Source organism: Shewanella sp. 10B (assembly GCF_023475885.1).
GTDB classification, from domain to species: domain Bacteria; phylum Pseudomonadota; class Gammaproteobacteria; order Enterobacterales; family Shewanellaceae; genus Shewanella; species Shewanella mangrovisoli.
In genome coordinates this window covers 41,161-64,458 of the sequence record NZ_JAMDJO010000003.1, presented here as the reverse complement: position 1 = coordinate 64,458, position 23,298 = coordinate 41,161, and the positions used below count along the sequence as shown (strand labels likewise).

The following is a 23,298-nucleotide window of genomic DNA, read 5'->3' as shown; positions in this document are numbered from 1 at the left end:
TTGAAGTACGGTGTGAGTGAACGAGCGAGTCAAATAGCGTTTTGGGGTTAGACGGTTGTTAAGAGTACGGAGTGATTTTCTGCCCACCTTTCCGGAAAATTGCTTTCTACTGATTTGAAGTGTGCAAAAAGGCTGCGATGCAGCCTTTTTTATTGCGCGAGTGTTTGAATCTTAAAGCTTTGTTTTTGAAGTTTAAGCCAAGTAAACCGCTTACAGTGCTTTTGCCTGAGCTAAGCCATTAAGCACGGCCTCTATGGTGAGTGTTGAAGGCAGCACTATGCCGTTAGGCGCCCTTGGGCCATAAACCTTATTGTAAGGTGTGCCCGGTACGCCTTCATGCTTCATATAACCCGCAATGGTGGAATCGGCTTCGCTCCAATTTCCCTGCATCAATATAACCTTGTCGGCCATCAGCGCATTCACCACTTGTTCCCTATGCGTGACTTCAGCCTTGTTGGTTTGGCAAATGCTACACCAGTCAGAGGTGATATCCACAAACACTGTGTAGCCATCGGCGACCAGTGGCGCGATTTTTTCAGGGGCCAGCGTGTGCCACTGCAGCTTTTGATAGGCTTGATAATCTTCGCCTTTATGTACAAAACCGATAATTCCGCCTAGGCCGACGGCGAAAAATCCCAACACAAAAATTACTGCCAGTGGAATGCATTTACCTTTGCTGCGTTGCCAGATTAACAGGCCAATCGCGCCCACAAGTAATGCGAGAATGACCAGACTGATAAGAGTGATAGTGCCCATAGATGCCTACATGAGTTTCCAATAATCCAATCTATCTTAGCGGTTAACAGCTTAAATCTGCGTGAATTTATGCTTTAAAAGCCGATTAAACCTTTGACGCATTCGGTTGCAATTGTGCTTTTGCGCCGAGTGCACAGTCTTTGTAAGCTGGTGCTCCAATAAAAAGATCACAAAATAACCACTACAGAAGGGAAGAATAATTGATGCGAGCGCTAACAGAGAAGCAATCGCCCTCAAGGCTGATATGGGTAAGTGTGTTGCTGCCCTTGTTATTCACTGTATCCATGGTCGGCCATGCCGAGCCAGCTAAAAAAAGCGATGCCAAAGTGGATAAGCTAGTGCCAGAGGTGGTGACCACTAAGCATAGAATGACGATTCAAAATCAGAAGATCAGTTATCAAGCCATCAGTGGTGAGACCATTTTAGAGGATGATAAGGGAGAGCCTCAGGCCAGCATCTTCTCTATTACGTATTTACGGGATGATGTGCAGGACAGCAGTAAACGCCCGGTCACGTTTATTTTTAACGGTGGCCCAGGTTCTGCCTCGCTGTGGCTGCACATGGGGCTCTTTGGGCCAAAACGTGTGATTGTGCCAGGTGATGCTAAAGATGATGGTGCGGCGCCTTATCGGATAGAAGCCAACGATTACTCATTACTCGATGAGTCTGACTTAGTGTTTATCGACCCTGTGGGCACGGGTTTTAGCCGCGCTCTCGGAGAGAAGAAAGGCGCCGATTTTTGGGGCGTGAAAGAAGATGCCCAATCGATTGCTGAGTTTATGCGCCGTTGGTTGATTGAACATAAGCGTTGGAATTCACCTAAATATCTTGCGGGTGAAAGCTATGGTACGACGCGAGCCGCGGCATTAGTGGATGAGCTCCAAGGCGGTTGGACCGATATCTCGGTCAATGGCGTGATGCTGATTTCATCGATTCTCGACTTTAGCCACGCCCGCTATCAACCGGGTAATAACCAACCCTACATTGGTTTTTTACCAACCATGGCGGCAACCGCGTTTTATCACAATAAAGTCAGCGAGGCCGACAAGGCCTTGGGGCTCGAAGCGTTTATCGAACAGGCGCGTCAATTCGCAATTAAAGATTACGCCTTAGCCCTATTGCAGGGCAGCCGTTTGGCGCAAAGCGATTATCAGAGTGTACGCAAACAGTTGGCGCGTTTTACCGGCTTGAGTGAGTCTTACCTCGACCGAGTGAATTTGCGGGTGAGTGCGAGTCGCTATACCAAGGAATTGCTCAGGGATCAGGATTTGACCGTCGGGCGATTAGACAGCCGCTACACCGGCAAAGATTACGACAGTGGTGGTGACTCGACTGATAACGACCCGTCAGGATATGGTATCGATGGTGCTTATACGGCGGCTATTCACCAATATCTGTATGAGGATTTAGGGGTTAAATTATCGCGCCCCTTCAACGTGCTCTCCACCGATGTTAACCGTGGCTGGAACTGGAATATCAGCGGTAAGCAAATGCATTATGTGAATGTGGCGCCCTATTTAGGGCAGGCGCAGCGCGAGAATAAAGACCTGCGCATTTTTGTCGGTAACGGTTATTTCGATTTTGCGACGCCCTTCTTTGCGACTGAAAATACCTTTGCCGATAATGGTATAGATAATAGCCGCGTCACTATGCATTACTACAAGGCAGGCCACATGATGTATATAGAGCCCGCATCGCTTGCGCAACTGGTACAAGATATCCGCACTTTTTATCATCCTAACGCGGCTAAATGAGAGTGACCGTATTGTTTGGCCAGTGTTAAACTGCCACTCCTGTGAAGGCCCTATAGAGGGCCTTTTTATGCTTTAAAGGGTTAAAAATGAGCTTTAGTACTTGGTTAGGGCTGTTGGCGATTTGTTGCTTGGGCGCTATGTCTCCCGGGCCGAGTTTGGCCATGGTTGTGCGTCATACCTTGGGCGGTGGTCGCGGCAAGGGGATCGTTTGCGCTTGGGCGCACTCGATTGGTATTGGCATTTATGCGTTAGTGACGTTACTCGGTCTAGCCGTTGTATTGAAAAAAGCGCCGTTGATTTTTAATGGGATCGCGATTTTAGGCGCGCTCTATCTCGCATGGATGGGGATCCAAGCATTGCGCTCAAACGGAGGCATGCAGGCAAAACTTGCGGCGGGGGAGGCGACGGATACGCTCACTGCGGCGCGCGATGGTATCGCGATTTCCCTGTTCAATCCTAAGATTATGTTGTTCTTTTTAGCGCTGTTTAGTCAGTTTGTGATGGTGGCCGATAGCTTGACGGGTCAAGCGCTTATCGTGTTAACGCCTTTGGTGGTTGATGGGCTTTGGTATACTTTGATTGCCTTACTGCTGTCCCATTCGAGCGTATTGCCTAAGTTGCGGGAAAAAGCAGGGCTTATTGATAAACTTTCTGGCGTGGTGCTGATCCTGCTCGCGATACGCGTGGTGTATACCCTCTAACGTATTGCAATGCGTTTAGAACAATGCGAAGAGATAAGTGTTCAGATATAAAAAAACGCCATCCTAGGATGGCGTTTTTTATGGGATTTTGGCAGACGATGCTTGGCGTTTAGCGCATCATCAGCCTTTAAAGATTTGTACCGAATCATCCACTGCTTCTTCCTGCATAACGGGTGGATTGGCGATATGGTCGTCTAGGTTGTCGTTTAGCATTTCGCGGTATTCGGCGCTAAACCAGTCGAGCGCGTTGTCTTTTTCTGCGCCTAAATCGGCAGATTTAATCGCGGCTTCAAAGGCGTTAAAACGGGCCGCGGCAAAACGCAGGGCCGTGCCGACTTTACCGACATCACCTTCCTGCTGGCTTAGCTGATTGGCTAAGGCAATAAATTGATCGGCAAGTTCAAAAATCGTGGTGTTGCTGGTATCAGTCATAGCGCTTACTCAAAATAATTTATTGGTGGGCGATTCTATCCTAAATTCGGCCAGAAGGAATCGTTAACGCTTAACTATTGGGATCTGTATCTGTTGTCGTTAGCTCAATACTAAGTAGGTTATCCATCGCTTAATTGCAGTTGGTTTGAAGGTTGGTTTGGCGATATTGTAATTTTTATCAATTGGTTAAGTGTTGTTCGCTCAAAGAAGCAGATGCGTATCAGTTCCGTCATCGTGGTTTGGATCCTTATCGATTTGGGATGTAGATAGTCTGCCGAAGTAAAACCTCTACATGGCAATGTGAGGGGAATAATATCCGATTTAGCCTCCTGTGAGGATTCATCTTCTGTTCAGTTAGCCACTCGCATACTGCTTCCATCAACAGGAGAACCGCCATGAAAGCAATTAAACTTACTCTGTCAGCCTTACTACTCGCTGCAGCTTCATCTTCGGCCATTGCGGCAGATGTCGGAGTGTCGATTAACATCGGCGATCCAAACTTTTACGGTCAGATCAATATTGGTAATTTTCCTCGTCCACAGGTGATTTACGAACAGCCTATCATCATCGAGCAGTCGCGGGTCGTGTATGAACCTATCTATCTGCATGTACCGCCAGGTCATGCGAAAAAATGGGGACGCTATTGTGCCTCCTACGGTGCCTGTGGTCGTCCGGTCTATTTTGTGCAAGATGGCTGGTATCGTGACGAATATGTCCCTCGCTACCGCACCTATAAACAGGATAAGCATCACCACAAGCATTACGACAAACATGAGCGCCGCAAAGATTGGGATGACGACCGTGGTCATGGTCACCGTGGTCGAGATTAACAAGGATTGTTTGCACAAACGCCCCTATCAATGTAGTTGATGCTTATCAGATCTATATGCGAGTCAAAGCGTCTAGGAACAGCACTCTGCTTTGCTCGATTGCGCTTTCGCGATAAGGGGCGCCTTTTGATAGTAATCGATTGCCTTGTGCTAAAGGGCGGCGATGGATTTAGGTCATAATATGCTTGAGATATCTCAAGACTAGGGAATAAAAACCTGAGTTGGCTTGTCATGTTACGCTATCACTTTTAAGCTAACGGCATTCTAACCAGAGGAAAAGATTGTGACTGTGGCAACTTGGCAGGAATTTATCGATTATCAACGTGCTCAACCCTATTACCAGCAGTTGATTGCATTTGTGAATCAAGAGCGTGCGTCGGGTAAGGTGATTTATCCCCCCAAGGAGGATGTGTTCAACGCCTTTAAGACAACTCCCTTGGAAAAGGTGCGTGTGGTACTTATCGGCCAAGATCCCTACCATGGTCCCGACCAAGCCCACGGCCTGTGTTTCTCGGTTAAACGAGGCATTAAACCGCCACCATCGCTGGCCAATATGTATAAAGAGTTAGTGAACGATATTCCCGGTTTCCAAATCCCTAACCATGGCGATTTAACCCAATGGGCGGAGCAGGGGATCTTAATGCTCAATACCGTGCTGACGGTGGAGCAGGGGCAAGCTCATTCACACGCCAATGCGGGCTGGGAAACTTTTACCACTGAGGCATTAAAGCTGCTTAATGCGCAGGAGCAGCCGATTATTTTCGTACTCTGGGGCAGCCATGCCATCAAAAAAGGGGCGGTGATTACTGCGCCACAGCATCAAATTTTGTCGGGGCCGCATCCGTCACCGCTCTCAGCTTATCGCGGCTTCTTTGGTTGTGGGCATTTCTCTAAAGTGAACCAACTGCTGATGGCAAGGGGCGAAGCACCGATCCAATGGCAGGTTTAAGTTCACTTTGATAAAGAACGCTAAAAATAAAAAGGCCTTGCTAAGCAAGGCCTTTTTATTGGTTTATCGCAGCCAATTAGTGGTTGCGGTCAACGGAGATTTTTGCCAGCGAAATTAATGCGGTTTTGAAATCACTGTCGGGTAATACCGCCAATGCCGCAATCGCCTTGTTGGATTCTTCAATGGCTTTTTGCTGAGTGTAAGTGAGCGCGCCGCAGTGATGCAGAGCGGCAACAATTTTTTCAATGGCATGGGTACCATCACCTTGCTCAATCGCTTGACGAATGAGTTGCTGTTCTTCTTCTGTGCCATGGGCAATGGCATAGATCAGCGGTAAGGTCGGCTTACCTTCGGCGAGGTCATCACCGATGTTTTTACCTAACTCTTCACTGTCGGCGGTGTAGTCAAGCAAATCATCTGTTAACTGGAAGGCAGTACCTAAATACTTACCATAGTCGCCTAATGCGGCCTCTTGCTCAGGAGTGGCGCCAGCTAATACGGCGGCCAGTAAGGTGGCGGCTTCGAATAGCTTAGCTGTCTTGCAATAAATCACCCGCATATAGCTTTCTTCTGTGGTATTAGGGTCATTACAGTTCATTAACTGCAATACTTCCCCCTCGGCCAATACGTTGGTGGTATCGGCTAATACACGCAGTACGCGCATGCTGTCGAGTTCGGTCATCATTTGGAATGAGCGGGTATAAAGGAAGTCACCCACTAATACACTGGCGCTGTTACCAAAGAGAGCGTTGGCGGTTTCGCGGCCGCGTCTGAGGGTCGATTCATCGACCACATCATCGTGCAATAATGAGGCGGTATGAATAAATTCAATAATCGCGGCAAGCTTAAGGTGGGCTTCACCTTGGTAGTCGACGGCGCGTGCTGCGAGGACGGACAGTAAAGGACGAAGACGTTTACCACCACCATTAATAATGTAGAAACCTAACTGGTTTATCAGGGCGACATCTGACTCCAGCTGTTTATAGATCAGCTGATTGACTGCTTGCATATCAGTGTCAGCCAGTTGACGAATAGCGTTTAAATCCATAATAGACTCTGGTTGTGGGGCCATTACGTACCCGGCCTCTATTTTAGGCTCACGTGTTATATAGAATGAATTTTACCTAAAATTCCGACATATGACAGTACTCACACTACTAATGTGCGAGTTATTCCGGCCTTTTTTTATTCTTTCCTAATTAGGGCTTGCCAGATAAGGATTCTTCGCGTAAACTCCGCGCCCATTGTCAATAAAGTTTTTGTAGCACCCTGCCTCCCATAGTGTGAGCCAGCGTGTTAGGAATATCGGAGTAAAATAGCTATGTACGCTGTTTTTCAAAGTGGTGGTAAACAACACCGTGTAGCCCCAGGCCACACAGTTCGTTTAGAAAAATTAGAAGTTGCTACTGGTTCAACTGTTGAATTCGATCAAGTATTACTGATCGCTGACGGTGAAAAAGTGCACGTTGGTGCTCCTTTAGTAGCTGGCGGTAAAGTCGTTGCTGAAGTAGTAAGTCATGGTCGTGGCGAGAAAGTAACTATCGTTAAGTTCCGTCGTCGTAAGCACCACGACAAGAAGTTGGGCCACCGTCAGTGGTTCACCGAAGTTAAAATTACTGCTATCAACGCATAATAGGAGTCTAACTCATGGCACATAAAAAAGCTGGCGGTTCTACTCGTAACGGCCGTGATTCAGAAAGTAAACGTCTTGGTGTTAAGCGCTTTGGCGGTGAATCAGTTCTAGCTGGTAACATTATCGTTCGTCAACGTGGTACTAAATTCCACGCTGGTGTAAACGTGGGTATTGGTCGTGACCACACTCTGTTTGCTCTGACTGACGGTAAAGTAAAATTCGAAGTTAAAGGTCCTAATAACCGTAAGTTTATTAGCATCGAAGCTTAATTTTCGAGTCTAGCTTATACTGTAAAGCCCCGCCATTGGTGGGGCTTTCTGTTTTTTATGCTTCTATTTACCTGCGTTTCTGGTGAGTTTGGTAAATCTTTATCAAATTGAGGGCGTTGGCTGGTAAGATTGGGAGCAAGTATCTCGAGTTTTTTGGCGACCGATGAAGTTAAACGGTATAATTCCTTCATTCAGTGATGCCAGGAGTAAGTATGAAGTTTGTCGATGAGGCAGTAATTAGGGTCGAAGCAGGCGACGGCGGTAGCGGTTGTGTGAGTTTCAGACGCGAAAAATATATCCCCGATGGTGGTCCTGATGGTGGTGATGGTGGCGATGGTGGCAGTGTCTATCTGCAGGCCGATGAAAACCACAACACCCTGATTGAATACCGATTTGAACGTTTTCACATGGCTGAGCGCGGTGAAAACGGCCGTGGCCGTGACTGTACCGGCCATAGCGGTAAAGATTTGATTTTAAAAGTGCCTGTGGGTACGCGTGCTATTGATGATGAAACCGAAGAAGTCCTCGGCGATTTAACCACCCATGGCCAAAAGCTATTAGTGGCTAAAGGTGGATTCCACGGCTTAGGCAACACGCGCTTTAAGAGCAGTACTAACCGTGCGCCACGTCAGAAGACCTTAGGTACTCCGGGGGAAGTCCGTAGCCTGAAATTAGAGCTGCTGTTGTTAGCCGACGTAGGCTTGCTGGGTATGCCTAACGCGGGTAAATCGACTTTTATTCGCGCGGTATCTCGTGCAACACCAAAGGTTGCCGATTACCCCTTCACGACGTTAGTGCCTAACCTCGGTGTGGTTAACCCTCGCCCTGGTCAAAGCTTTGTGATCGCCGATATTCCTGGTTTGATCGAAGGCGCGGCAGAAGGTGCAGGTTTAGGTATTCGCTTCCTGAAGCATTTAGAACGTTGCCGTATTTTGTTGCATATAATCGATATCGAGCCAATTGATGGTACAGATCCTGTGGATTCTGCCCGTGCGATCGTCGGTGAACTTGAAAAATATTCGCCAAAATTGGCAAGCAAGCCTCGTTGGTTAGTCTTTAACAAGGCGGATCTGCTGCTCGAAGATGAGCTGAAAGAGAAGGTCGCTCGCGTAGTTAAAGAATTAGGTTGGGAAGGTGATGTTTATACCATTTCAGCCTATAGCCGTGATGGCACTAAAGAATTAGCCACCAAGCTGCTGGACTTCATCCAAAGTCTTCCACCGGAAGATAAAGATGCGAACCCAGACGCAGAGGTTGAGTTCAAGTGGGACAATTATCATCAAGCCAACATTGATGCGATCAATGAAGACTATGACGATGAATTCGACGATGACTTTGATGATGACGACTACGATGTAGAAGTGATCTACCAAAGATAATATCCCTATCTAAGTTTTGAGAGTCCCGTGTACGCAGATACTCAAAATGATATTACTCGGCAGGTTGTGCGTGTCGCACAACTGCTACTGGCCTACGGTGCTGAATCTGATTTAGTTGAAGAAATCAGTCAGCGCCTAGGTCAGGCCTTAGGATTGGCAAGTGTTGAGCTTTCCATCTCCTCTAATTCCCTCGTGTTAACCAGTTTAGTGCATGGTCGCTGTATCACGACGACGCGTCGGATCCGCGAGCATGGAATCAATATGACCATAGTCTGCGAGTTGCAGCGCATCTGTTTATTGACTGAAAAAGGTCTCTATGGTCCCAACGAAGTGCGTAAACGCCTAGCGCGGATTGAACCTAAGACCTACCCGCCGTATCTTGTGATCTTGATGATAGGCCTGTCCTGCGCAAGCTTCTGTCATCTATTTAATGGCGATGTCGCCGCATCAACCATCACCTTTTTTGCCTCAGCAGTGGGGATGTCGGTGCGCCTTGCAATCGCCAAACGGCATTTTAATTTGCTGGTTAATTTTGCGGTGACGGCATTTGTCACTAGCTTATTGGCGCAGACGGGTTATGTGTTTAACTTGAGTGAGACCCCGCAGGCGGCCATGGCGGCCAGTGTGTTGATGTTGGTGCCGGGTTTTCCGATGATCAATGCGATTTCTGATATGGTCAAAGGCCATATGAACGTGGGGATTTCCCGCTGGGGTCATGCCACCTTGCTTACGGTGTCATCCGTTATTGGTATCACCATTGCGATGCAGCTAGGGGGGATCTTCCTATGATCGCCTTACTGTGGACGCTATTGCACGATGCCTTTTTCTCGGCAATTCCCGCTGTAGGCTTTGCCATGGTGTTTAACGTGCCGAAACGTTTCTTACCCTACTGCGCGCTTGCAGGCGCCATAGGGCATAGCTCACGCACGCTAATGTTGCAATTTGGCTTGCCTATCGAATGGGCGACCTTTGCCGCCGCGGCTCTAGTGGGGACTATCACTATCGGCTTTGCCAAGCGTCACCTCGCGCCGCCCTTGATGTATGCCGTTGCGGCGATTATCCCGATGATCCCTGGCACCTACGCCTTTAATACCGTAATAGCCCTAGTGCAATTAACTGCGCAGTCGCAGGTCAGCCAAGAGCTGACCGGACAAGTGATCAGTAACGGCTTAAAAACCGTGTTTATCTTAGGCGCACTGTCGGTGGGCCTTGCTTTACCGAGTCTGTTGTATTTTAGAACCCGCCCTGTTATTCAATAAAAACAATACCAAAGGAGTGCCCATGCGCATTGCTATGATAGCCGCGATGGCAAATAATCGAGTCATCGGAAAAGACAATAAAATGCCATGGCATCTGCCCGAAGATTTACGCCACTTTAAAGCCATGACCTTAGGCAAGCCTGTGGTGATGGGGCGTAAAACCTTTGAATCCATTGGTAGACCCCTTCCAGGACGCCACAACATTGTGATTTCCCGCCAAGCGGATTTGCAGATTGAAGGTGTGACCTGCGTGACCTCATTTGAAGACGCTAAACTGGCGGCGGGCGAGTGTGAAGAGTTAGTCGTTATCGGTGGGGGGCAATTGTATCAACAATTATTACCTCAAGCCGACAGGCTCTACCTGACGCAAATTAGCTTAGAGGTTGAAGGCGATACCTTTTTCCCCGCATGGGATAGCGATAAATGGCAAGAAACCGAATCGCTCACTAGTATAAATGCTGATGGGCTGGAATATCGCTTTATCAATTTGGCAAAAAAATGTTAAATTACGTTGTTCTGTTGTGTACCCTGTGCGTATGGATTGTCAATATGTCTAAGGTATTAGATCCGATAGGCCTGACTTAGTTGAGATAGCGGTATTTTACGGCTTCGACACTAATGACTCCTAGGAGGCCAATATCCGCTAGAGATAGACGCAGCCCATATAAAACATAATAAAACTATAAGAAAGTATTAAGGAGTATCGGATGCGTCTTATGCCTGTAGCTTTGGCTGCACTAATCGGATTTAGCTATGTTTCTGTGCCAACCACGGCAAAAGCCGAAGCTGATCCACTTGTCGCGAGTATTTGTGATTACGTAAAAGCGAACGATAAAAACCGTCTACGTAAAAAACTAAAAGAAAGCCGTGTTAAGTTACGCCAAGTGTACAGCGGGATTAGCTGTGATGGTCAAAGCTTGTTGCGTACTGCCTATGCCGCGAATGCGAATGATGCCGGTGAGTTTGTGGCTAAACGTCTATCAGTTAACGAACTGAGCGTACCAGAAGCCGATGGCATGACGATTCAAGCGTGGGCCGAAGCAAATGGTCACGGTGCTAGCCCTATCACTGCTGCAGTGAAAGAGCGTTTAGGCGCTGCTGCCGGCGGTGAAGAAGAGTAATCATCTGTTCTATCATTTTTAGTGTGCTTTAACACAAGGAAAGAATGATGCTTAAAATGCCGAACTGAGTTCGGCATTTTTTATGGGCGTCGTTTGTTAGTTTTTGCCAAATATCCTGTATTGATATTGCGTTGGATATTGACTGCCGAGTTTGAGTTTATTGCCTCTGCTATCTGCTCTAGCAGCGGGATAGCCTAAAAGCCTAAAGGCCTAAAAGCCTAAAGGCCTAAAAGCCTAAAGGCCTAAAAGCCTAAAGGCCTAATAGCCTAAAAGCCTAAAAGCCTAAAAGCCTAAAAGCCTAAAAGCCTAAAAGCCAAGCGAAAGCACAAGCACAAGCACAAGCACAATCACAATCCAAAGAAAAGGGCCGCAATTGCGACCCTGTTCATACTTGAGCGTTTGCTTACACTCTAAATTCACCGACAGAAGCTTGCAGCTCTTCGGCGAGTTTAGCCACTTGATGGCTCGATTGCGCGGTTTGATCGGCGCCAATCGCGGTTTCTTCCGAAATTGCTGCGATATGCTCAAGTTTCTCAGACACTTGCTGACTAACCACATTCTGCTCCTGCGCGGCATGGGCAATGTGCGTGCCCGCATCATAGGCTTTATGTACAGATTGGCTGATGGTCTCTAGGGCGAGGTTAGCTTGCTCTGTCTTATCTACACAGGCATTGGCCTGGGCACGGCCCATATCCATGGCTGCTACGGCTTGCTGCGCGCCCTGTTGCAGCACTTCGATCATTTGCTGGATCTCGCGGGTCGAGACTTGAGTTCGTGAGGCCAGGCTGCGTACTTCATCGGCCACGACCGCAAAGCCGCGACCTTGCTCACCGGCGCGTGCCGCTTCGATAGCTGCGTTTAGTGCCAGTAGGTTAGTCTGCTCGGCAATGCCACGGATCACATCGAGAATTGAGCCGATAGAAGCGCTATCCGATTGCACCTTGTTGATCACTTGGCCAGCCTTAGCGACTTCGTCTGCTAGGGCTAAAATGGTGCGCTTGTTCTCTTCGGCAATCGTGCGCATATGTTTGGCTTCTTGATCGGCCTGCTTGATTTGCGCCAGAGCGTCATCGGCGCTCATCGATACTTGTTGTGCACTCGAGCTTAATTCTGTGGTTGCGGTTGCGACTTGGTCGACCTGGCTCTTTTGCTCTTGGATACCCGAGGTGGTTTGCGCCGTGATAGCCGACGTTTGTTCCGCTGCTGCGGCTAACTGGTTAGAACGGTCCAAAATACCGACGATTAAGCCGCGTAAGCTATCGACTAAGCGGTTACAGTTTTTCGCAAGTTCGGCAAATTCATCGTGGCCAGAATCATCTAATTTGTGGGTTAAGTTACCTGAAGCTAGGACATTCAGCGCGTTATTGACTTGATAGAGAGAGCGCTTTAACGGGGCTACAACGGCAAAGCTGATGATAACCGCGGCGACAATGGCGATTAGCACCACAATAATAGTGCGGATACTGGCGGCATCAATCTTGGCTATGGTTTCTTGGCTCATATTGGCCGCCACAGACTCGATGTTATTGCTCACATCTTCCATATTGCGATCGATGACTTTGACATCTTTCTCAATGGTCGCCAATTGATTCATGGCACTCTTGGCGTGATTCAATTGGGTTGCTTTCAACAGCACCATAGAATCAGGGCCTTCGAGCAACGCGAGCACCTTTTTAGTGTCTTCATTGACGGATTTTAAGGTGTCAGCATCAATTATGTCCTGCGCATGACGATTCACGTATTCGAGTTTGTTCTTGGTCTCGCTCAGGATGTAGTCGAGTTCTTTGGAAATGAGTTCATGTTTACTCATTTCTTCATTAGTCACTAAATCGGCAATGGTAGTGATGATATTACCCATGCTGGTATCAATAGCGCTGGCAGAGGCCGCGATACTCTGAGCATCTGGGTTTTGGCTGTTTTCTAAATCGATAATATCGAGCAATACCGACGAGGCGTCATCGGCGGCATTTTCAAGCTTCTTCTTTAAGCCGATTAGCTGCTCTTGTTTGCTGAGGGCGGCTTCACGTTCAGTGAGCATGGCGAGACTATCGCGCTCGAAGGTCGAGAAGCTACCATCCAGTTGCGAGATCAATGCAGAAAGATTGGCTTGCCCTTGAACCAATTGCGTCAGATTGCTGATCTCGTTTTTAAACTGAGTGCCGTGGTCGTTAAAGACTTTACGGATATCGGGAATGTTCGAGGACTTTGGTGCGTGATAGGCGATCAGCACTTGGCGCTGTTGTTCACTCAGGGTTTCGGTTAAGTGGTTGGTCGCCTTTAGGGCTGGCAAGCTTAACTCTTGCATCATGGCCGAACTATCTTTGAGGCTAATGTTCGTCAGGTACGAGGTAAATCCTAACAACACAAGTAAAAGTGTAACAACACTAAACCCGCCAATGACTCGGGTGGCTACATTAACTTTCATAGGATACTCCGGTTATTATTATATTATTCCGAATGAAAAGATTATTAAATTCAGGGCATAGGGTACTGTCGTATATCGACCACTCTCGGGCTTAGTTTAACCCTTTTTTAACCTTTTTTGGGTAATTTTTTGGTCTTTTTCAAGATGCCATAGGGTTAGATATTCCCCCCAGCAACAGCCTGTGTCTAGTGCTTTTAGCTTAGGGTCGTTGACTTTACCCATCAATGCCGCCCAATGTCCAAACACTAAGGTGTGACTTTCACGTAACGCAGAGGTAAATTCAAACCAAGGCCGTAGCTGTGGATTAGTGCAATCCTCTGGCGGTTGTTTGCAGTCAAAGTCTAAATGGCCATCGACATACAGATAACGCATGCGGGTCAAGGCGTTGATACAAAAACGCAGGCGATTGATCCCTATAGCGCTGGGCTCCCACCGCTCCGCAGTATCGCTGTACATCTGGCTTATCAGCGCGTCGAGGTAATCACTCTGCTTGAGTGCTTGGCTGACAAGTTGCGACTCTTGCCTTAACACCTCTAATGACCACTGTGGCGGCACACCAGCGTGGGTCATGATGAGCTTATGCTCAGGTAATTCCCGCATCAACGGCTGTTGTCTCAGCCAGTCGATTAAACTCGCAATATCGGGCGCGTTTAACAGTGGCGTTAAGTTATCGCTGGGTTTATCCCGCTTGAGTTTGCCGTGGAGGGCGAGTAAATGCAGATCATGATTACCGAGGACGGTTTTGCCCGCATCGCCTAAGGATTGAAAAAAGCGCAGTGTGGCTAATGAATCGGGCCCTCTGGCGACCAGATCGCCCACCGCCCAGAGTTCATCGCGGGATGGATTAAAGTCGACTTTAGCAAGTAATCGTTGAAGTTCGGCAAAACAGCCTTGGACATCACCAACAAAATAATGGGCCACAATATCCTTTCTATAATTAAATCAATGTAATAAACCGGGGAGTGCTAAGCGGAAGGGCTTAATCGTTGCCTTAAAGTGCTCGCCTGATTCGCTGACCATACCATAAGTGCCATACATAATGCCAAGGGGCGTATCGAGTACGGTACCGCTAGTATATTGGTAGGCGGTATTGGGGGGGATGGTTGGGGTTTCGCCGACGACACCTGCGCCTTGCACTTCACTGATTTTGCCGTTGGCGTCGGTAATAATCCAGTGGCGGGTTTCGAGTTTGGCGGCTTGCTCACCGAGGTTGATGATGGTGATAGTGTAGCTAAAGAGGTATTTCTGATCCTCGGGCGAGGACTGTTGTTCAATGTATTCGGTTTTGACTTCGACTCGGATTGAGTCATCCAATGCGCTCATGCTGCTCCCTTGAATAAGATAGGGCACCCTAAAGTGCCCATCAAACTGATATTGCTTAAGCCTGCTTATCACACACCATATTCGCCATGGCGACATATTGCTCAACACTGATTTGCTCAGGGCGCAGATTGGGATCTATGCCTAGTTGTTCAAACTCTTCATCGCTTAACACTTGCTTGAGGTTGTTACGCAGTGTTTTGCGGCGCATGTTAAAGGCCGTGGTGCACAGCTGGCGCAGTACATTCACATCCTTACAGGGGAAAGGTTTTTCGGCATAGGGCAGTAAACGAACCACAGCAGAATCCACCTTTGGCGGTGGCGCAAAGCTATGGGGCGGCACTTCGAGTACCGGAACCACTTGGCAGAAGTACTGGGCCATCACAGTTAAGCGGCCATAGGCTTTATTACCCGGGCTTGCCGATAAACGCAGCACCACTTCTTTTTGCAGCATAAAGTGCATGGTTTCAATCTGCTCGGCAAACTCGAACAGATGGAACATCAAAGGGGTTGAAATGTTATAGGGTAAGTTACCAAACACTTTGAGTTTTTTACCCGGTACCACCAACTGGCTAAAGTCGAATTGCAGCGCATCGCCTTGGTGAATCGTGAGCTTATCCTTAAGTACAGGGTGATTCTGCAAGCGCTCAACCAGATCGCGGTCTAACTCGACAACGGTCAGGTTATCTATCGCCGTGGCGACTGGTTCGGTTAAGGCGCCAAGGCCGGGGCCGATTTCGACCATCACGTGGTCATTATCGGGGGCGATCGCACCCACAATGCGGTTAATCACATTGTCGTCGGTTAAGAAGTTTTGTCCGAAACGCTTTCTGGCCGTGTGGCCTAAATGTACTTTGCTACTCATTAATATCTAATCGTTTAGTTTTTTGAGGATAACTCAATGGCTTTATTCAAGGCGCAGACAAAACTGCCAATATCGGCTTTGCCAGTTCCCGCAAGATCGAGCGCCGTACCATGGTCAACCGAGGTACGGATATAAGGTAAACCTAAGGTAATGTTTACCGATTTGCCAAATCCCTGTGACTTTAGAACGGGTAAGCCTTGGTCATGGTACATGGCCAACACGACATCCGCGTCCTGTAAATATTTAGGTTGGAACAGGGTATCGGCTGGCAGAGGGCCGACAATGTTCATTTGATATTCTTCACGCAGTTCATTCAGAGCCGGAATAATCACATCGATTTCTTCCCGGCCAAGATGGCCGTCTTCACCCGCGTGTGGGTTTAAGCCACAGACATAAATTTTAGGGGAAGCAATGGCAAACTTGCTGATAAGGTCAGCGTGTAAAATCTTAATAATATGATGCAAACGCTGGCGCGTAATGGCTTTTGCAACATAGGCCAGAGGGATATGGGTGGTCACCAGTGCCACCTGTAAACCTTGGGTTGCTAGCATCATGACCACATCGGGGCAGTTGGCCTGATGGGCAAAAAACTCGGTATGGCCGCTAAAGGAAATCCCCGCTTGATTGATGATCCCTTTATGCACAGGGCCAGTAACCACTGCATCAAACTCGCCGCTCATGTTTTTCTCACCCGCATAACGCAGGGTTTCAACTACGTAGGCACTGTTTTGCTCATCGAGCTGGCCGCAAACGGCGTCGGTCACCAGTTTGAAAGGTGCAATGGTGAGCGTGCCTGCTTCCTGCGGTTTCGGCGGTTGCTCGGGCAGGTAAGGGCGAAAAGTAACAGACAGGCCGAGTCGTTTCGCTCGGCTGGCTAATAATTCGGGATCCGCACAAACGACTAACTCAGCAGGCCAAGCCTGCTGAGCGAGTTGTACGACTAAATCGGGGCCGATACCCGCAGGTTCTCCGGGGGTAACGGCAATACGTTTAGTGGTCAATTTACCTTAACCTCGGTTTGACTCAGGCTGAAAGACTTCAATGTATGCGTCGGCACGCATTTCGTCTAGCCAGTTTTGCAGTTCTTCATTAAATTTGCGACGGAAGATCAGTTGATGCGCACGGTTAGTATTAAATTGATCCGTGGCATCGGTTTTTCTGCGCTCTTCCAGCTGAGTGATATGCCAGCCGTGGGTAGTACGGAAAGGCTCACTGATTTGATCTGGGCTTAAGCTATTAAGGGTTTGCGCAAATTCAGGCACATAAATGCTTGGCTCTGCCCAGCCCAGTTCACCACCTTTAGTGGCTGAACCTGGATCTTCAGAATACTGACGGGCTAAATCTTCAAACTTAGCTTCGCCAGAGCGAATTTGCTTTAAGAACTGCTCCAACATGGCCTTAGCGCGGTCTTCCGACAGAATTGGTGATGGCTTGAGCAGGATATGACGCGCTCTGACTTCTTCAATTTCTTTGGTTTGTAAACCACGGGCATCCATGATCTTGATGATATGGAAACCTGCGCCACTCTTGATTGGGCCGATAATATCGCCTTTCTTCGCGCCGTTGATGACTTCCGCAAACAGCGTTGGCATCTCGTTGATGTTCATGTAATCCCAGATACCGCCTTCCAGCGCCTTAGGACCTGATGATGACGCGATAGCGGTGCGGCGGAAATCCTCACCACTCTTTAAACGCTCGAGTACGGCGTTCGCGCGCTTGCTCGAGGCTTCCAGCTGTTCACTGCTTGGGTTGTTCGGTACATCAATCAGGATATGGCCGATTTGGTATTCGACGTCCTTCATACCTTGCTCTTGGATCAGTTTTACCAGGCCGGTGATTTCCTGTGGTGACACTTGGATACGGCGTTGAACTTGGATACGTTGAATTTCACCTAGGGTGATTTCTTCACGCAGTTGCTCGCGATACTGGCTGAAGCTTAAACCTTCGCTCTCGATTTTTTGCTGCATTTGCGCCACGGTCATTTTTTGCTCGCGGGCAATGTTTTCAAGCGCTTGGTCTAATTGCAAGTCACCGATATGCAGACCGATACGATCCGCCATCTGCAACTGCAAACGGGTGAGGATGAGTCGCTCGATAACCTGAGTACGCAGTGCACTGTCGGATGGCAACGATTGATTCGCGGCTCTTGCATTGGCTTTTACAGTGTCAATCATATTGGTGATTTCACTTTCGAGCACAATACCGTCGTTGATTTGAACGGCAACACGGTCGATTGGCTGGGGAGCGGCCATAGTAGGCTGGCTGATAGCGAGTGCAAATAAAGCAAAAATCAGATGTTTACTGGGTTTCATCCACAAAATCCTTGGCACGTTCTAAGGTCAAATTCGACGGCTTATTTAAGTTAACTTTACCATTTATATCGAAATTACAGTGAGTTGCCTAAATGTTCTTTTGTTAGTAACTCTAAAAGCGTGCGTTCCGAGACTCTCTTGGGGGGAGCGCACGGCTTTCATTAACCTGTTTGGACTCTCAGTCCTTGTTGAGGTTCAGCAATCTACCACAAATCTTTGCTAATTCCTCAGATAAAGCGGTTTTCTGTAGTTAAACAGACCGTCATTGAGCATATCCGATACGCCTAATGGGCCCGAACCACCGAGTCCTTTGATGACTAAATTCAGGTAAACACCGCTTTCAAATTGCTCGCGCTCATCGATAACGGCCGAGCCAATGTTGTCATCGTAATTGGTCTTAATTCGGTAGTGATAGCTGAGACGGATTGCATAACAGCATGATTCATATTGGAAACCTGTATAGGTTTCTATGCTGCGGCTCTCGTTGAGGTCGTAGTACCAGTTACCGACAAAATACAGGCTGTCGTTAATCGGCCATGCGCCACGCACACCCGCTTGGGAAATATTCACCAGATCGTTGGTGTTGGAGTTCAACAGATCCGGCACATAACGATAACTGAGCTGCAAGAGTTTATTGGCTTCTGGGCGGAAGTCTAAGGTGACTTCGGTCTTCTTGTTATCGCTCGAGTTGGTGTCGTATTGAATCGCGGCACCTAAATACCAGTCATGGCTTAAGCGGGTATCTAACTCGGCGGCCAAGACTGAGGTCGATTGATTCTGCTCGAAGAGGTTATCTTCGTAACCCAGCTTACTGTCCTGCAGATAGAGGATCTGACCTAGGCTGAACTTAGTCGCCTCTTGGTTGTGATCGTCGAAGAAACGTGTGGTTACACCGAGCGTGACTTGGTTTGCATCGGCGATACGGTCAAGGCCTGAGAAGCGGCGGTCACGGAACAGACCGAAGTAGTCGTCCTGCAATTGGGCGGTATCGTAAATGCCGATGCCACGCTGATCTTCATAACCTACGTACAAATACTGGAACTGAGGTTCGAGTGTCTGGCGGTAGTTTTGATCGAACAGTTCGGTAAAACGCTCGAAGTTGATTTGACCATTGATCCGCACCTGCGGAATGGTGCGACTCACAGTATCGTCTAAACCATCGAATCCACTGTTGTTTTTTTCCTGCCAATAGTTGGTTTGCATTAGTTTGACTTGGCTGGTCAACGAACCCGAAGGGCCGTGAATTGGCAGCGTCAGGCTAGGTGCCATATGCAAACGGGTGGCGGTATTCATGTCGCTATCTTGATGGGCGAAGTTGGTTAGCTCTGAATTGAAGCCAAAGTCCAAGTTGTTCCAAAAGTCGGCGGCGCGGTAGTTAAAGTTCACCTGCGGCATCACTTGATAAGGCTTTTCGTCCTCACCCAGCACTTTAATATCTTGCACCCGAGTGCTGATATCCCAATCTCGTTCGAAGTAGCTGACTTCACCAATCCGCGATAATTGGTTATCGGTGGCGCGGTTAACATCAGACTTTAAGTCGTTGAAATAGTTGTTATCAGACACTTCAGTAAAGTTGGCGAGTACCCGCCAATTTTTATCGATGGCGCCTTGATGTTGCCAGTTATAGAGGTAACGATTTGGGCTGCCGCTGATCATCTGATCATTACCCAAATATTCTAAATTCAAGCGACCACTCTGGGCCTCACCCGCGAGATAACGAAACTCTGTCTTGGTGAATAGACCACGGCTAGACATATAGTTAGGTGTAAAGGTGAGGTCGTATTCCGGCGCGATATTCCAATAATAGGGCGCGGAAACTTCAAAACCGTTGGTGGTGCTGGTGCTAAAGCTTGGGTAGAGGAAACCGGTTTTACGTTTATCGGAAACTGGCACCGTCATATAAGGAATGTAGAACACCGGAATATCGGCGACTCTCAGTTTGGCGTTCCAAATCTCGCCCCATTCTTCTTCGCTGTTAATCTTGATTTTTTCTGCTTCGAGCAGCCAAGAAACATTGTCTGGCGGACAAGTGGTGAAGTTAGTGTTGGTTAAGATCAGGTTGTTGTTCATGGTGATTTGCAGCTTTTCGGCATCGCCGTGAACCTGCTGACCATGTAGCCAATACTGGGCACCCTTTAGGGTCGCACGGTTGCTGCGCATTTGTGCCTGCAGTGAATCGGCGGTAACGGTAAAAATACTGTCTTGGAAAACGAGGTTGCCATTGGCATCGAATTGCTCGGTCGCTTGGTCGAGAATCGCTTCATCGGCGGCAATGTGTCTGTCGCCCTGACTGAAGACCACATCACCGGTAAAAATGGCTTGTTTGCCCATTTCGGCGTTGGAGCGGTCCGACACGATACGAATTTTCTCTTGATCGGCGGCGCTCAGGCCGGGTTGAGATACGATACGAGGTACTGGCGGTTCAATGACGCATTGTGACGCTGAGGCTGTGGGAGATTCGTCTGCCAGGACAACTTGCGGTAACAGGCTCAAGGCCAGAAAGTAACGGATCTGCATCTTAGGTCAATAATAATGATTTCTTTGTCTGGACAAGTATCGACGGGGAAAGTTGCAAACTACAAGTGCAACGCAGCAAATAAATCTCTCAATTTCTTAGCTGTTTCCAAATTATATGCCAGCTATAATAAAGCAATTTTTCTATAAGAGCCATGAAATGACCTTATCCGACTCGAGATTTATTTCCCTTAATCAGTGGCTGAACCGTTATTTTTCCTATGATGTGACCCCGATTCTGATTTCTGGTGATGCCAGTTTTAGGCGCTATTTTCGGGTCACGGACCGCGATGCGAGCTACATTGTTGCCGATTCGCCGCCCGCCTTAGTGCCTATCGCGCCTTTTATCGCCCTCGCCAATGCCTATGCGGCGGCGGGACTGACAGTTCCAAAAGTCATTGCCTCCGATGCCGAGCAAGGCTTTATGCTACTGAGCGATCTTGGGGATACTCAGTTATTGTCTGTGCTGACCGATGCGAATGTGGCGGACTACTATCGCCGCGCCTTGGCATTGTTACCTCAGGTAGCCTCAGTGGTTGAGAGCCTTGACCCTGTTACTGGCAGCACGCAGCCATTGCCTTTATATGATGAGGCATTTGTGCGTCGTGAGTTGGGGATTTTTACCGAGTGGCTGTTAGAAAGACATTTACAGCTCGAACTCAGCCATGAGGAACGCTCTCTGGTTGAAAAGAGCTTTGACCTCTTGGTAGACAATGCCCTTGCGCAGCCTAAGGTGGGAATGCACCGCGATTACCACAGCCGTAACTTGATGCTCAAAGAGGGCGAGTTGTGCGTGATTGATTTCCAAGATGCGGTGCTCGGGCCTGTGACCTACGATGCCGTGTCATTACTGCGGGATTGCTATGTGCGTTGGCCGCAAACCATGGTGCAGGAATTAATGCGGCAGCATTATCAGCAAGTGCTTGAGTTAGGGCAAATCCCCACACAAACATCCTTTACCCAGTATCAAACTTGGTTTGATTTAATGGGATTGCAGCGCCATATCAAGGCCGCAGGGATTTTTGCGCGTTTGCACTATCGGGATAACAAGCCCGCCTATATGGCCGATATTCCGTTAACCTTGTCCTACATTGTGGATATTGCCAGCCTTTATCCAGCGCTCATGCCATTTTCCGCTTGGGTGCAATCGCGCGTATTGCCTGCGTTTGCGGCCAAGGGAAAGGATACTCAGCAGGGAGATAAGCAATGAAGGCCATGATCCTGGCGGCAGGCAGGGGAGAGCGTTTACGCCCCTTGACCGACACGCTGCCCAAACCCTTAGTGCCCGTCCTAGGTAAACCGCTGATTGTGTACCATATCGAGAAGTTGGCCGCGGCGGGTATCGTCGATATCGTAATAAATCACGCTTGGCTTGGGCATAAGCTGGTCGAAACCTTAGGCGATGGTCACGCCTTTGGGGTCAAGATCCAATATAGCGCCGAAGCATCGGCCCTCGAAACCGGTGGCGGAATTAAGCAGGCCTTATCTTTGCTGACTGACGGCGACTCGGATGCGCCGTTTTTAGTGCTCAATGGTGATGTGTTTATCGATGCCTTGCCTACGATTGCTCCCTTGGCAGATACTGCTCTGGCGCATCTATGGTTGGTGCCGAATCCCGAGCAACATCCTAACGGTGACTTTGCCTTGGAGCAGGGCCTTGTACGTGAGCAGGGCGAGCAGAAATACACTTTCTCTGGCATGGGTTTATATCGCCCATCATTATTTAACGGCACGCCGGATGGTGCCTTTGCCCTTGGGCCTTTGCTGCGGGCTAAAATGGCCGATGGCCTGATCACCGGGACACACTTTAATGGACTCTGGTGCGATGTTGGGACGATTCCTCGTCTGCAAGCATTAGAGTCAGCGCTGGCGTAATGGCAAGGCATAGGCATATCGCCTAACGTTTAGCGCCTTGAGTGAAAGGTTTCACTCACTATGTCGATTGAGTGACTGAATAAATTATCAAATGGGAATTAAGATGCGCCTTTGGGGTAAGTTTTTTGGATTTGTTATCGGGTTTATGTTTGGCCGTATTTTCGGTGCGCTACTGGGCTTATGGCTTGGGCATCTTTACGACAAACGCGCCGGTGGTGGCGCCAGTTTTAGTCAGATCTTAGGTCAGGCCAAGAATCGACAGGGGATATTTTTTAACACTACCTTCGCCGTAATGGGCCATGTGGCCAAGGCGTCGGGTCGTGTGACTGAGACCGATATTCGTATCGCGACTATGTTGATGGACCAGATGCGCTTAACGGGTGAAGCCCGTAAAGAGGCGCAGCAGGCGTTCCGTGAGGGTAAAGAGCCAGGCTTTGACCTGCGCAGCAGCCTGCAAGCCTTTCGCGCTGTGACCCAAGGTCGCCAAGAACTGGTGCAAATGTTTATCGAGATCCAAATTCAAACCGCCTTATCGGACGGTGAGCTCGATCCCGCTGAGCATGCAATTCTGATGACGGTGGCCCAAGAGTTAGGTTATGGTCGTGGGCAACTCGATGAATTACTTAAACGTTGGCAAGCGGAATACCGTTTCCACCAGACCTCTAATGGGAATAAAACCTCGATTACCGACGCTTATAATTTGCTTGGCATTAATGCTGAGGCGACGGATCAAGAGGTCAAGCGGGCCTATCGCAAGTTGATGAATGAACACCATCCCGATAAGTTAATCGCTAAGGGGTTACCACCCGAGATGATGGAAATTGCCAATCGTAAGGCGCAGGACATCCAAGCTGCGTACGACAGGGTGAAATCGGAGCGCGGCATGCGCTAACGCTTCGGTTAA

The 23,298-nt window shown here is 48.5% G+C and carries 24 protein-coding genes; 14 read left to right on the top strand and 10 right to left on the bottom strand.

The features are described from left to right. Window positions 1–210 precede the first annotated feature (210 nt). Window positions 211–756 carry a thioredoxin family protein gene (locus tag M0415_RS12625; RefSeq protein WP_023269049.1) on the bottom strand — a complete coding sequence of 182 codons (546 nt, stop codon included), beginning with the start codon at window positions 754–756 and terminating at the stop codon, window positions 211–213. Between the two features lie 203 nt (window positions 757–959). Here M0415_RS12625 and M0415_RS12620 point away from each other — a divergent pair, with 203 nt between their 5' ends. Beyond that, on the top strand, window positions 960–2,510 hold the full coding sequence (locus tag M0415_RS12620; protein WP_249556082.1) for a S10 family peptidase: 1,551 nt from the start codon (window positions 960–962) through the stop codon (window positions 2,508–2,510). A gap of 86 nt (window positions 2,511–2,596) precedes the next feature. Beyond that, window positions 2,597–3,211 carry a LysE family translocator gene (locus M0415_RS12615; protein ID WP_011621685.1) on the top strand — a complete coding sequence of 205 codons (615 nt, stop codon included), beginning with the start codon at window positions 2,597–2,599 and terminating at the stop codon, window positions 3,209–3,211. A gap of 120 nt (window positions 3,212–3,331) precedes the next feature. On the opposite strand, the gene M0415_RS12610 is transcribed toward M0415_RS12615, so the two are convergent. Beyond that, window positions 3,332–3,643: a DUF3144 domain-containing protein gene (locus tag M0415_RS12610; protein ID WP_220053708.1), complete on the bottom strand. Its 312-nt coding sequence runs from the start codon at window positions 3,641–3,643 to the stop codon at window positions 3,332–3,334. A 395-nt stretch (window positions 3,644–4,038) separates the two neighbouring features. Here M0415_RS12610 and M0415_RS12605 point away from each other — a divergent pair, with 395 nt between their 5' ends. Further along, on the top strand, window positions 4,039–4,473 hold the full coding sequence (locus M0415_RS12605) for a hypothetical protein (RefSeq protein WP_249556081.1): 435 nt from the start codon (window positions 4,039–4,041) through the stop codon (window positions 4,471–4,473). A 283-nt stretch (window positions 4,474–4,756) separates the two neighbouring features. Then, the gene (gene ung / locus M0415_RS12600) at window positions 4,757–5,422 is read left to right on the top strand and encodes a uracil-DNA glycosylase (protein ID WP_088210352.1); all 666 of its coding nucleotides are present in this window, start codon (window positions 4,757–4,759) and stop codon (window positions 5,420–5,422) included. Between the two features lie 76 nt (window positions 5,423–5,498). On the opposite strand, the gene ispB is transcribed toward ung, so the two are convergent. Beyond that, window positions 5,499–6,470 (bottom strand): octaprenyl diphosphate synthase, encoded by a 972-nt coding sequence (gene ispB, locus M0415_RS12595; protein ID WP_041413124.1) that lies wholly within the window; start codon window positions 6,468–6,470, stop codon window positions 5,499–5,501. Between the two features lie 273 nt (window positions 6,471–6,743). Here ispB and rplU point away from each other — a divergent pair, with 273 nt between their 5' ends. From rplU to M0415_RS12560, 7 genes are all read left to right on the top strand, one after another. After that, window positions 6,744–7,055 (top strand): 50S ribosomal protein L21, encoded by a 312-nt coding sequence (rplU, locus tag M0415_RS12590; protein ID WP_011073451.1) that lies wholly within the window; start codon window positions 6,744–6,746, stop codon window positions 7,053–7,055. A 14-nt stretch (window positions 7,056–7,069) separates the two neighbouring features. After that, on the top strand, window positions 7,070–7,324 hold the full coding sequence (rpmA, locus tag M0415_RS12585; protein ID WP_007650346.1) for a 50S ribosomal protein L27: 255 nt from the start codon (window positions 7,070–7,072) through the stop codon (window positions 7,322–7,324). Between the two features lie 212 nt (window positions 7,325–7,536). Continuing rightward, the gene (gene cgtA / locus M0415_RS12580; protein WP_011621692.1) at window positions 7,537–8,703 is read left to right on the top strand and encodes an Obg family GTPase CgtA; all 1,167 of its coding nucleotides are present in this window, start codon (window positions 7,537–7,539) and stop codon (window positions 8,701–8,703) included. A 27-nt stretch (window positions 8,704–8,730) separates the two neighbouring features. Next, a complete protein-coding gene (locus M0415_RS12575; RefSeq protein ID WP_249556080.1) occupies window positions 8,731–9,492 on the top strand; it encodes a threonine/serine exporter family protein in 762 nt (253 codons plus the stop codon). Beyond that, complete coding sequence (locus M0415_RS12570) at window positions 9,489–9,962, top strand: threonine/serine exporter family protein (RefSeq protein WP_011621694.1); 474 nt, start codon at window positions 9,489–9,491, stop codon at window positions 9,960–9,962. Before M0415_RS12575 ends, M0415_RS12570 begins: the two co-directional genes overlap by 4 nt. A gap of 22 nt (window positions 9,963–9,984) precedes the next feature. Then, window positions 9,985–10,467 (top strand): type 3 dihydrofolate reductase, encoded by a 483-nt coding sequence (folA, locus tag M0415_RS12565; protein WP_086902727.1) that lies wholly within the window; start codon window positions 9,985–9,987, stop codon window positions 10,465–10,467. 202 nt (window positions 10,468–10,669) lie between these two features. Next, window positions 10,670–11,083: a DUF3718 domain-containing protein gene (locus M0415_RS12560; protein ID WP_011621696.1), complete on the top strand. Its 414-nt coding sequence runs from the start codon at window positions 10,670–10,672 to the stop codon at window positions 11,081–11,083. A 403-nt stretch (window positions 11,084–11,486) separates the two neighbouring features. Here the strand turns inward: M0415_RS12560 and M0415_RS12555 are convergent, their stop codons facing one another. From M0415_RS12555 to lptD, 7 genes are all read right to left on the bottom strand, one after another. After that, on the bottom strand, window positions 11,487–13,508 hold the full coding sequence (locus M0415_RS12555) for a methyl-accepting chemotaxis protein (protein WP_011718033.1): 2,022 nt from the start codon (window positions 13,506–13,508) through the stop codon (window positions 11,487–11,489). A gap of 96 nt (window positions 13,509–13,604) precedes the next feature. Further along, entirely contained in the window at window positions 13,605–14,429 is an 825-nt protein-coding gene (locus M0415_RS12550; protein WP_220056351.1) for a symmetrical bis(5'-nucleosyl)-tetraphosphatase, read from the bottom strand. 21 nt (window positions 14,430–14,450) lie between these two features. Then, the gene (apaG, locus tag M0415_RS12545) at window positions 14,451–14,831 is read right to left on the bottom strand and encodes a Co2+/Mg2+ efflux facilitator ApaG/CorD (RefSeq protein WP_011718031.1); all 381 of its coding nucleotides are present in this window, start codon (window positions 14,829–14,831) and stop codon (window positions 14,451–14,453) included. 55 nt (window positions 14,832–14,886) lie between these two features. Next, window positions 14,887–15,693, bottom strand: coding sequence for a 16S rRNA (adenine(1518)-N(6)/adenine(1519)-N(6))-dimethyltransferase RsmA (rsmA, locus tag M0415_RS12540; protein WP_011627022.1), 807 nt, complete (start codon window positions 15,691–15,693; stop codon window positions 14,887–14,889). Between the two features lie 14 nt (window positions 15,694–15,707). Then, on the bottom strand, window positions 15,708–16,694 hold the full coding sequence (gene pdxA / locus M0415_RS12535) for a 4-hydroxythreonine-4-phosphate dehydrogenase PdxA (protein ID WP_011718029.1): 987 nt from the start codon (window positions 16,692–16,694) through the stop codon (window positions 15,708–15,710). A 6-nt stretch (window positions 16,695–16,700) separates the two neighbouring features. After that, on the bottom strand, window positions 16,701–18,005 hold the full coding sequence (gene surA / locus M0415_RS12530; RefSeq protein ID WP_220056350.1) for a peptidylprolyl isomerase SurA: 1,305 nt from the start codon (window positions 18,003–18,005) through the stop codon (window positions 16,701–16,703). A 219-nt stretch (window positions 18,006–18,224) separates the two neighbouring features. Beyond that, window positions 18,225–20,522: an LPS assembly protein LptD gene (lptD, locus tag M0415_RS12525; RefSeq protein WP_011718027.1), complete on the bottom strand. Its 2,298-nt coding sequence runs from the start codon at window positions 20,520–20,522 to the stop codon at window positions 18,225–18,227. 115 nt (window positions 20,523–20,637) lie between these two features. Between lptD and M0415_RS12520 the strand changes: the two genes are divergently transcribed. The 3 genes from M0415_RS12520 (at window position 20,638) to djlA (ending at window position 23,286) form a co-directional block, all read left to right on the top strand. Further along, window positions 20,638–21,729 carry an aminoglycoside phosphotransferase family protein gene (locus M0415_RS12520; RefSeq protein WP_249556079.1) on the top strand — a complete coding sequence of 364 codons (1,092 nt, stop codon included), beginning with the start codon at window positions 20,638–20,640 and terminating at the stop codon, window positions 21,727–21,729. Continuing rightward, a complete protein-coding gene (gene murU / locus M0415_RS12515; protein ID WP_249556078.1) occupies window positions 21,726–22,394 on the top strand; it encodes an N-acetylmuramate alpha-1-phosphate uridylyltransferase MurU in 669 nt (222 codons plus the stop codon). The genes M0415_RS12520 and murU overlap by 4 nt, the downstream gene beginning before the upstream one ends. Before the next feature lie 103 nt (window positions 22,395–22,497). Beyond that, a complete protein-coding gene (gene djlA / locus M0415_RS12510) occupies window positions 22,498–23,286 on the top strand; it encodes a co-chaperone DjlA (protein ID WP_249556077.1) in 789 nt (262 codons plus the stop codon). The last annotated feature ends 12 nt before the right edge of the window (window positions 23,287–23,298 follow it).

Bases quoted from the DNA above. Each gene is read 5' to 3' on its own strand.
- M0415_RS12625 (WP_023269049.1), bottom strand. From the start codon at position 756: ATGGGCACTATCACTCTTATCAGTCTGGTCATTCTCGCATTACTTGTG.
- M0415_RS12620 (WP_249556082.1), top strand. From the start codon at position 960: ATGCGAGCGCTAACAGAGAAGCAATCGCCCTCAAGGCTGATATGGGTA.
- M0415_RS12615 (WP_011621685.1), top strand. From the start codon at position 2,597: ATGAGCTTTAGTACTTGGTTAGGGCTGTTGGCGATTTGTTGCTTGGGC.
- M0415_RS12610 (WP_220053708.1), bottom strand. From the start codon at position 3,643: ATGACTGATACCAGCAACACCACGATTTTTGAACTTGCCGATCAATTT.
- M0415_RS12605 (WP_249556081.1), top strand. From the start codon at position 4,039: ATGAAAGCAATTAAACTTACTCTGTCAGCCTTACTACTCGCTGCAGCT.
- ispB (WP_041413124.1), bottom strand. From the start codon at position 6,470: ATGGATTTAAACGCTATTCGTCAACTGGCTGACACTGATATGCAAGCA.
- rplU (WP_011073451.1), top strand. From the start codon at position 6,744: ATGTACGCTGTTTTTCAAAGTGGTGGTAAACAACACCGTGTAGCCCCA.
- rpmA (WP_007650346.1), top strand. From the start codon at position 7,070: ATGGCACATAAAAAAGCTGGCGGTTCTACTCGTAACGGCCGTGATTCA.
- cgtA (WP_011621692.1), top strand. From the start codon at position 7,537: ATGAAGTTTGTCGATGAGGCAGTAATTAGGGTCGAAGCAGGCGACGGC.
- M0415_RS12570 (WP_011621694.1), top strand. From the start codon at position 9,489: ATGATCGCCTTACTGTGGACGCTATTGCACGATGCCTTTTTCTCGGCA.
- folA (WP_086902727.1), top strand. From the start codon at position 9,985: ATGCGCATTGCTATGATAGCCGCGATGGCAAATAATCGAGTCATCGGA.
- M0415_RS12560 (WP_011621696.1), top strand. From the start codon at position 10,670: ATGCGTCTTATGCCTGTAGCTTTGGCTGCACTAATCGGATTTAGCTAT.
- M0415_RS12555 (WP_011718033.1), bottom strand. From the start codon at position 13,508: ATGAAAGTTAATGTAGCCACCCGAGTCATTGGCGGGTTTAGTGTTGTT.
- apaG (WP_011718031.1), bottom strand. From the start codon at position 14,831: ATGAGCGCATTGGATGACTCAATCCGAGTCGAAGTCAAAACCGAATAC.
- rsmA (WP_011627022.1), bottom strand. From the start codon at position 15,693: ATGAGTAGCAAAGTACATTTAGGCCACACGGCCAGAAAGCGTTTCGGA.
- surA (WP_220056350.1), bottom strand. From the start codon at position 18,005: ATGAAACCCAGTAAACATCTGATTTTTGCTTTATTTGCACTCGCTATC.
- lptD (WP_011718027.1), bottom strand. From the start codon at position 20,522: ATGCAGATCCGTTACTTTCTGGCCTTGAGCCTGTTACCGCAAGTTGTC.
- M0415_RS12520 (WP_249556079.1), top strand. From the start codon at position 20,638: ATGCCAGCTATAATAAAGCAATTTTTCTATAAGAGCCATGAAATGACC.
- murU (WP_249556078.1), top strand. From the start codon at position 21,726: ATGAAGGCCATGATCCTGGCGGCAGGCAGGGGAGAGCGTTTACGCCCC.
- djlA (WP_249556077.1), top strand. From the start codon at position 22,498: ATGCGCCTTTGGGGTAAGTTTTTTGGATTTGTTATCGGGTTTATGTTT.